We start from the raw sequence: 7,675 nt of genomic DNA on the forward strand, positions 1-7,675 counted from the left end.
CGTCCGGGGAGGGTGCTGAACCGGGGGTGGGAGGTGTGGGCGCGGCAGTGTGGGCGGGCGTGGGAACCGTTGGATCGATTCCGGCCACTTTCGGAGGGTGCGGGGCGTTCATGGCGTCCGGCCTTCAGACCGGTGCGTATTGCTCAGAAGCATCGCAAACCCCCATGTCATTCTGCGCCGCTAGCGGTGTAACCACATGTACACGCACTCGTAAGGGGATGTCCAGCATTGTCCTGCGGGGATTCCTGGTGTCCATGGGTCTGAAGTGGGTTTTCTCCGAAACCCTTGCCTTACTGCCAAGTTGGCTTGAAACTGCCTCAGGTATCGGTTCATTGCGGTCGACTGGCCCTGCTCCACGGAGCGTCACATCGGTCGTGATGGGTACGTACTCGGAGAAGGCCAGGGGTGGTTGGGGACCACCCGGAACCTGGCGACGGACCCGGGCGTCATAACCACCGACGACCGAGCCCCATCCTCCCGTGGCGGAGGCGAAGAGAAATACGCGCGACCGTAAAACGCCATACTTCGCCACCCCTACGCCGCACCCGTGCTTTCGATGGACGCACCAAGGAAGCGGAAGCGGTCAACGCTCGACCCCCTGGGGTTCCCCCTGCCATGCGCAGGGGTGTGATGCGCCAACAGGTACGCACAGTGAAGTGATCGACACATGATGTGATGTGGTCCACGGTGTTGCCAGCGGTGCAACGGAAAGGAACGAGCGCTCATGCGCGAGATCCTCGGAAGGCGACGCAGGCTCCTGTCCAGGCGGAACGGCGGGAGGCCTGAGCTGCTCGGCGCAGCCCTGACCTTCGCGGCCGAATGGCAGTGGCCCGTACTCCCGGGCGTGGCCCCGGACCCGCAGGGACGGGCCCGCTGCGGCTGCCCCGACCCGGAGTGCACGGTCCCCGGTGCCCACCCCTTCGACCCCGGCCTGCTCGCGGCCACCACCGATCCGCGCATGGTGCGCTGGTGGTGGACCAACCGGCCGGGCGCGCCGATCGTCATGGCCACCGGCGGCAAGGCGCCCTGCGCGGTCAGCCTGCCGGCGCTCGCCGCGGCCCGCGCGCTCGCGCTGCTCGACAAGCGCGGCATGCGCCTCGGACCGGTGGTCGCCTCGCCCGCCCGCTGGTCGCTGCTCGTCCGGCCCTACTCCATGGAGCAGCTGGGCGAGCTGCTCTACGCCAAGGACTTCGTGCCCGGCTCCCTGCGCTTCCACGGGGAGGGCGGCTACCTCGCCCTGCCCCCCTCCGAGACCGGTCAGGGCGCCGTCCGGTGGGAGCGCGCCCCGCTACCCGGCTCGGCCTCGCCCTGGGTGCCCGGTGTGGAGGCCGTGGTGGACGCCGTGGTCGACGCCCTCACTCGTACGGGTGTGAGCGCGCCCGAGTTGTAAGGGTGTCGGGCGCGGGCGCGCCCTACGGCCGACCCGGGTCGTTATCTTCCGCTACATGCTGCGCATCTCTGGGGGGCCCGGTGGCCGACCGTCGCACCGCGGCGGGCGGGACCCCCGAAGGCTTCGTCTGCTCGCCCTCGCGGGCGTCGTGACGGCCGCGGCCGCGCTGCCGCTGGCCGTGGCGTCCGCGGGGCAGGTGGGCGAGGCCGGCCGGCCCGTGGCGAAGAACGGCCGGGCCGCCGCGCCTCCGCGCTCCCGCGCCGCCGCGCCGCCCGTGGCCACCCCGACGCGCTCCCCGCTGCTGCTCGGGCTCGGCCTGGCCACCGCCGCCCGGTGCGGACCCGAACTCTCCTCCCCCGACGGGATCGAGGCGCAGACCTGTGTGCTGACGCAGGGCGGGGACACCTGGGCGCGTACCTACTACCGCAACGTCACCGGTGAGGCCGTCGACTCCGAGCTGAGCCTGCTGGGCCCGGGCGGCCGGACCGTGCAGACGCACTGCGCCGCGGGCGCCGACGACGAGCCCGCCACCTGTGAGACGCCCCGTGAACGCACCCGGGGCGTGCTGGACGACTACACCGCGGTCACCGAGTTCTCCGGACCCCGCACGAACGGGCCGCTGCTGCTGCGTTCCGCGAGCAACTCAGGCGACACGGGCGGGAGTTGACGCCCGGCAGGGTGCTGTACACCGGCTCCGGGCATGGAAAGGCCCGGTTGCTGGCGACGGGGGATGCACCAGCAACCGGGCTACTGGAACGGTAACAAGAGATCGGCGGTTAGCAAATTCGATCTCGGCTATTCGGACACGGATTTCCCTGTCGCGACGGGGAGTTGTGACAGGAGTCACCTGTCCCCGTACGGCCGTCGCGGCTGACCGGTCGGTCAGCCGCGTGCCGCGCCCCGTGGGTGCCTCAGCTGAGCGTGACCTGGCGGCTCGTGAGGCCGCCGCGCGCCCGGCGCTCCTCGGAGGTGAGCGGTTCGGTGGCGGAGAGGGCGGCGGCGAGCCGCTCGGCGAACTCGGCGGCCGGCTTCTCCACGTCCTCGGCCGAGACCCCGCTCGGCAGGTCCCAGACCGGCACGGTGAGGCCGTGAGCACGGAAGGAGCCCACCAGCCGGGTGCCCTCGCCGAGGCTGGAGCGGCCCGCGGCGTGCAGCCGGGCCAGAGCGTCCAGAAGCTGCTCCTCCGGGTGCGGCATGACCCAGCGCAGGTGGTTCTTCTCCGGGGTCTCGCACCAGTACGCGGCGTCCACGCCGGACAGCTTCACGGTCGGGATGGCAGCGGCGTTGGCCCGCTCCAGGGACGCGGTCACCTCCGGGGTGGCGTTGTCCGCGTCCGGCACCCAGAACTCGAAGCCCTCGTGCACAACTGGCTCGAACGCGCCTTCCGGGGCGAGCAGGTCCTGCAGCCGCGGGCCGTCGGCGGGGGCGCGGCGGCCCTCGACCGGGGTGCCGGGCTCGGCCGCCAGGGCACGCCGGAGGGTGTCGGCGAGGTCGCGGCTGAGGTCGCCGGAGGGCGTGTCGTTCTGCAGGCCGAGCAGGATCGAGCCGTCGTCGCGGCGCAGCGCGGGCCAGGCCATCGGCAGCACGGTGGCGAGCGTGACCGACGGGACGCCCTCGGGCAGGCCCTCGGCGAGGGTCAGCTCCACCGTGGCGGCCGGTACCAGCTCACGCAGCGCGACCCAGTCGCACTCGCCCGGCAGCCCCTCGAAGGGGCGGTGCACCAGCTCGGTCGTGGCGTGGGCGGCGGCCCGGCCGTGACAGGCCTTGTAGCGCCGGCCGCTGCCGCAGGGGCAGGGCTCACGGGCGCCGACGACCGGGATGTCTGCGTCGCTGAGCTGCGGCCGCTCGGCCTTCGTCTGGGGTCGCTTCTTGGCCATCGTGGGGTCTCCCGGTTACGGCTCGTCTCGTACGGCGGGAGCCTAGCCGTTCGGGACAGGACGGACGCGAACCTGTGGACAACGGACACCTGGGCGAGCCGACGGCGCCGGAGCCGGTCGTCCGGCCCGACGCCGGGCGCGCGGTCCGATCCGGGCGAACGCCCCTCGGGGCGGACCGCGGCGGACCGAATGGGCCCGGTGCCCGGGCCTCGGCCCGTGGCCTCAGTCCAGCTCGTCGAAGACGTCCGTGAAGTCCAGCTCGGCCAGGGCCGCGACCGCCGGCGCGGTGACGCGCGTAGCGAAACCGCCGTGCCGGGCCCCGGCGTCCGGGTCGTGGACGTCGTCGTTGACCACCGCCCAGACCGTCACCTCGCCCCGGATGTCGTCGCGCACGCCCCAGTCGTCGGAGAGCGCCGTGATGATGTTGAGACCGCGGCCGCCGTGCGCGGTGACCGAGGGGGTGGCCGGAGCCGGCCGGGTCGGGCCACCGCCGTCGGTGACCTCCACGATCAGCCGCCCTCGCGGGTCGACCCGCCACGCGGCGCGCACGTCGCCGTCGCCCACCGGGGCGTCGCCCAGCGGCCGGCCGTGCTTGCAGGCATTGCTCAAGAGCTCGGAAAGGATCAGTACGGCGTCGTCGATGACCGTCTCCGACACACCGCCGGTGCGCAGCTGCGCCCGCATCCGGTGCCTCGCCTTGCCCACGCCCGCAGGGCCGTGGGGTACGGCCATGCTCGACGACGTCGGCACCTCCTGTGCCACCACCAACGCCACCCCCGAGACCTCCTTCGCCCCACGCCACGGTGTGGATGCCCCATTGGCCTGTACCGGAAACCGGCCAATCCTCTTCCGGTGACGCATCCGGGACGCGCGCTCACGCAGCGGATGCGCCGGAGCACTCCCGGTGACGGACTTGTCCTGGGGTGGCTGAATTTCGTCGGTGTGGCCGAGAACGGAGGATGCTGGAGCCGACGCCGGAGGTCAAGGGGTGTGCACCGCTCCTTGCCCGGCTTTTGCCGGACCGTGTCCGGGGCGCGGGTGGCCCCGGTGGGGCGGGCGGCCTCAGCGGCCCAGCCGCTCCAGCACCGCGCCGGGGCGGTTGGTGATGATCGCGTCGACCCCCAGCTCGACGCAGAGGTCGACGTCCCCGGGCTCGTTCACGGTCCACACGTGGACCTGGTGGCCGGCGCGTTTCAGCCGCTCCACGTACGCGGGGTGGCTGCGCACGATGCGGATCGAGGGTCCCGCGATCCGTACGCCCGCGGGCAGCCGTCCGTCGCGCAGCCGGGGCGAGACGAACTGCATCAGGTAGACCGTCGGCAGCGTCGGCGCTCCGGCGCGCACGCGGTGCAGGGAGCGGGCCGAGAAGCTCATGATCCGTACCGGTGAGTCGGCGGCCGAGCTGGGCGCGTCCAGGCCGAACCGCTTGAGCAGGTGCAGCAGCCGCTCCTCCACCTGTCCCGCCCAGCGCGTGGGGTGCTTGGTCTCGATGGCCAGCTCCACCCGCCGCCCGGAGTCGGCGACCAGCTCAAGCAGCCGCTCCAGGGTGAGCACCGCGGTCTCCGCCGGGTCCTCGGGGAGGTGCTCCCAGTCGGGCTCCTCGTCGCGCCCGCGCCAGGCGTCGCGCGCCTTGCGGGACCCGAAGTCCAGGGCCGCGAGATCGGCCAGCTCCAGGGCGGAGACAGCCCCGCGGCCGTTGGAGGTACGGTTCACCCGCCGGTCGTGGACGCAGACGAGATGGCCGTCGGCGGTCAGCCGGACGTCGCACTCCAGGGCGTCCGCCCCGTCCTCGATCGCCTTCTTGTAGGCGGCCAGGGTGTGTTCGGGCGCGTCCTCGGAGGCTCCTCGGTGGGCGACGACCTGGATGGCGTGCTGTGGTGCGTGGGTCACCGCGTCATGGTGCCACCGACGCGGGGTACACGGGGCGGCGCGGTGGGGTCCGTGCGGCGAACGGAGGCGTCCGCTCTGCCGGTTTATGCAACTCTTGCCAAAAATGTCCTATGTAAAGGGTAGCCCAGGACCCACAGCCACCGCTTATGGTGCTCTGACGGCCCGTGGGAAAAGCTGACTGCATACAACAGCCGTGGATCGAGGAGAAGAGCTGTGAGCACCGAGAACGAGGGCAACGCGGTACCCCCCGCCCCGTCCGCACCTCCTGTGCCGGTGGCATCTCCCGCTGCTTCGCCGCAGGGCGCCGTGCCCGACGCGGGCGCGCCGACGACACCGCTGCCGCCGGTCCATCCGGGCGCCCCGGGCGCTCCTGAGCAGGGCACGGCGGCCACGGCGCAGTTCCCGGCCGGCCCGGCGGGGCAGCCGCACGCCGGCGGTCCCGGCCCCGACGCCCACCAGCCCTACGGCGGTCCCGGCCCCGAGGGCTCCTGGCCGCCCCCGCCCCCGGCCACGCCGTCCTACGGCGACGGTGCGGGCGGCGCGGGTGCCGGCGGCTGGGGATCGTCGTACCAGCAGCCCGCCCCGAAGCCGCGCAGCGGACGTGGTGGCCTGGTCGCCGCGGTCCTGGTGGCAGCGCTGGTCGCCGGCGGCCTGGGCGGCGGTCTCGGCTACACCCTGGCCAAGGACAACGACACCAGCGGCTCCACCACCGTCTCCGCCTCCGACAGCAGCGCCTCGCAGGTCAAGCGGGCCCCGGGCACCATCGCCAACGTGGCCGCCCGGGCGCTGCCCAGCACGGTCACCATCGAGGCGGAGAGCACCAGCGGCGAGGGCGGCACCGGCACCGGGTTCGTCTTCGACAAGCAGGGCCACATCGTCACCAACAACCACGTGGTGGCCGACGCGGTGGACGGCGGCAAGCTGACGGCCACCTTCCCGGACGGCAAGAAGTACGACGCGGAGGTCGTCGGGCACGCCCAGGGGTACGACGTCGCCGTCATCAAGCTGAAGAACGCCCCCTCCGACCTCCAGCCGCTCGCGCTCGGCAACTCCGACAGGGTGGCCGTCGGCGACGAGACCATCGCCATCGGCGCCCCCTTCGGTCTGTCCAACACGGTCACCACGGGCATCATCAGCGCCAAGAACCGCCCGGTGGCCTCCAGCGACGGCAGCTCCTCCAGCAAGGCCTCCTACATGAGCGCCCTGCAGACCGACGCGTCCATCAACCCCGGCAACTCGGGCGGCCCGCTGCTGGACGCCTCCGGCGCGGTGATCGGCATCAACTCCGCGATCCAGTCCTCCAGCAGCGGCGGTCTCGGCGCCGGCCAGTCCGGCTCGATCGGCCTCGGCTTCGCGATCCCGATCAACCAGGCCAAGTACGTCGCCCAGCAGCTGATCAAGAACGGCAAGCCGGTGTACGCCAAGATCGGCGCGTCCGTCTCCCTGGAGGACTCCACCGGCGGCGCGAAGATCACCGACCAGGGCACGGGCGGCTCCGCCGCGGTCGAGTCGGGCGGCCCCGCCGACAAGGCCGGCCTCAAGCCCGGTGACGTCATCACCAAGCTCGACGACCACGTGATCGACAGCGGCCCGACCCTGATCGGCGAGATCTGGACCCACAAGCCCGGCGACAAGGTGACGGTCACCTACAAGCGGGGCGGCGACGAGCACACGGTGGACCTCACCCTCGGCTCCCGGGTGGGCGACAGCTGACCGGCACGCGCGCGTAGGGTGCCCCCGGCCAGGGGGCACCTCCCCGCCCGGCGACGCCCGGTGCGGACCACCGCCCCCGGCTGCCGGAGGATCCCGGTACGCTGTACCCCGCTCCGCCCCAGCTGGGCGGCGGCACAGGTGGGTTGCCCGAGCGGCCTAAGGGAACGGTCTTGAAAACCGTCGTGGCAGCGATGTCACCGTGGGTTCAAATCCCACACCCACCGCCTGGGTGAACGGCCCCTGACCAGCGACACCGGTCGGGGGCCTTCGTCATGGCCGGTGCCCGCCGGCGACCGCCGTTCCCCGTGGTTCCCCGTTCGAGCGGGCACGTGAGGGGCACGAACAGACGACGGCTACCGCTTCAGCGCTCGGTAGCGCTTCAGGAGAGTGGAGATCCTCGGGAACGGCGCCCCCTCGGTCCCGGTGTCGGCCGATCCCCCGCCGGAGGCGGGAGCGGCGCCCCGAGCGGAGCCCGGAGCCCCGGGGTGTGCGCCGGCGACCGGCCGGCCTCAGGGTTGGTGGCCCGTCATACGGGCCGCCGACGCGATCGTCGCGCGGGCCTCGCGTTCCTGGAGGCCGGTGTGGAGGGCCGCCTCGACCAGGGGCGCGAGGAGGGCGGGGCCGATGCCGTTCTCGTAGGCGCGGCACGCCGCCCAGAACAGACGGGTGTTGCGCTGGCCCTCGTGCGCGCTCAGTACGAACTGGACCAGGCCCCGTCCGTGGTCCCCGGCGGGCGGGGCGGCCGGGTGCGCGCTGCGGGGCGGGGGCAGGAGCAGCCGGAGCAGGGCCGGCGGGCAGGCGGCGG

Annotated in this window: 7 protein-coding genes, 1 tRNA gene and 1 pseudogene; 4 read left to right on the plus strand and 5 right to left on the minus strand. The window is 73.0% G+C overall.

Annotation, left to right across the window (positions count from 1 at the left end; genetic code table 11):
- A pseudogene (locus tag V7E45_RS36675) lies at window positions 1-229 on the minus strand (phosphatase); the annotation flags it as partial.
- A gap of 495 nt (window positions 230-724) precedes the next feature.
- Here V7E45_RS36675 and V7E45_RS36680 point away from each other — a divergent pair.
- On the plus strand, window positions 725-1,390 hold the full coding sequence (locus V7E45_RS36680; protein WP_333778609.1) for a bifunctional DNA primase/polymerase: 666 nt from the start codon (window positions 725-727) through the stop codon (window positions 1,388-1,390).
- Window positions 1,391-1,445: 55 nt separating this feature from the next.
- The gene (locus V7E45_RS36685) at window positions 1,446-2,057 is read left to right on the plus strand and encodes a hypothetical protein (RefSeq protein WP_333778610.1); all 612 of its coding nucleotides are present in this window, start codon (window positions 1,446-1,448) and stop codon (window positions 2,055-2,057) included.
- Window positions 2,058-2,301: 244 nt separating this feature from the next.
- Here the strand turns inward: V7E45_RS36685 and V7E45_RS36690 are convergent, their stop codons facing one another.
- The 3 genes from V7E45_RS36690 to V7E45_RS36700 form a co-directional block, all read right to left on the minus strand.
- On the minus strand, window positions 2,302-3,267 hold the full coding sequence (locus V7E45_RS36690; RefSeq protein WP_333778611.1) for a DUF5926 family protein: 966 nt from the start codon (window positions 3,265-3,267) through the stop codon (window positions 2,302-2,304).
- A gap of 222 nt (window positions 3,268-3,489) precedes the next feature.
- Window positions 3,490-4,128, minus strand: coding sequence for an ATP-binding protein (locus tag V7E45_RS36695; RefSeq protein ID WP_333778612.1), 639 nt, complete (start codon window positions 4,126-4,128; stop codon window positions 3,490-3,492).
- Between the two features lie 201 nt (window positions 4,129-4,329).
- Window positions 4,330-5,157 (minus strand): glycerophosphodiester phosphodiesterase, encoded by an 828-nt coding sequence (locus tag V7E45_RS36700; RefSeq protein WP_333778613.1) that lies wholly within the window; start codon window positions 5,155-5,157, stop codon window positions 4,330-4,332.
- Between the two features lie 213 nt (window positions 5,158-5,370).
- On the opposite strand from V7E45_RS36700, the gene V7E45_RS36705 reads away from it, so the two are divergent.
- Together V7E45_RS36705 and V7E45_RS36710 are read left to right on the plus strand one after the other, a co-directional pair.
- A complete protein-coding gene (locus tag V7E45_RS36705) occupies window positions 5,371-6,870 on the plus strand; it encodes a S1C family serine protease (protein ID WP_333778614.1) in 1,500 nt (499 codons plus the stop codon).
- 137 nt (window positions 6,871-7,007) lie between these two features.
- A tRNA-Ser gene (locus V7E45_RS36710) sits at window positions 7,008-7,094 on the plus strand.
- A gap of 285 nt (window positions 7,095-7,379) precedes the next feature.
- Here V7E45_RS36710 and V7E45_RS36715 read toward each other — a convergent pair.
- A partial coding sequence (locus V7E45_RS36715) for a primase alpha helix C-terminal domain-containing protein (protein WP_333778615.1) occupies window positions 7,380-7,675 on the minus strand: 296 nt, incomplete at its 5' end.

It is taken from the genome of Streptomyces sp. IBSBF 3136 (assembly GCF_036815105.1).
Taxonomy (GTDB): Bacteria; Actinomycetota; Actinomycetes; order Streptomycetales; family Streptomycetaceae; genus Streptomyces.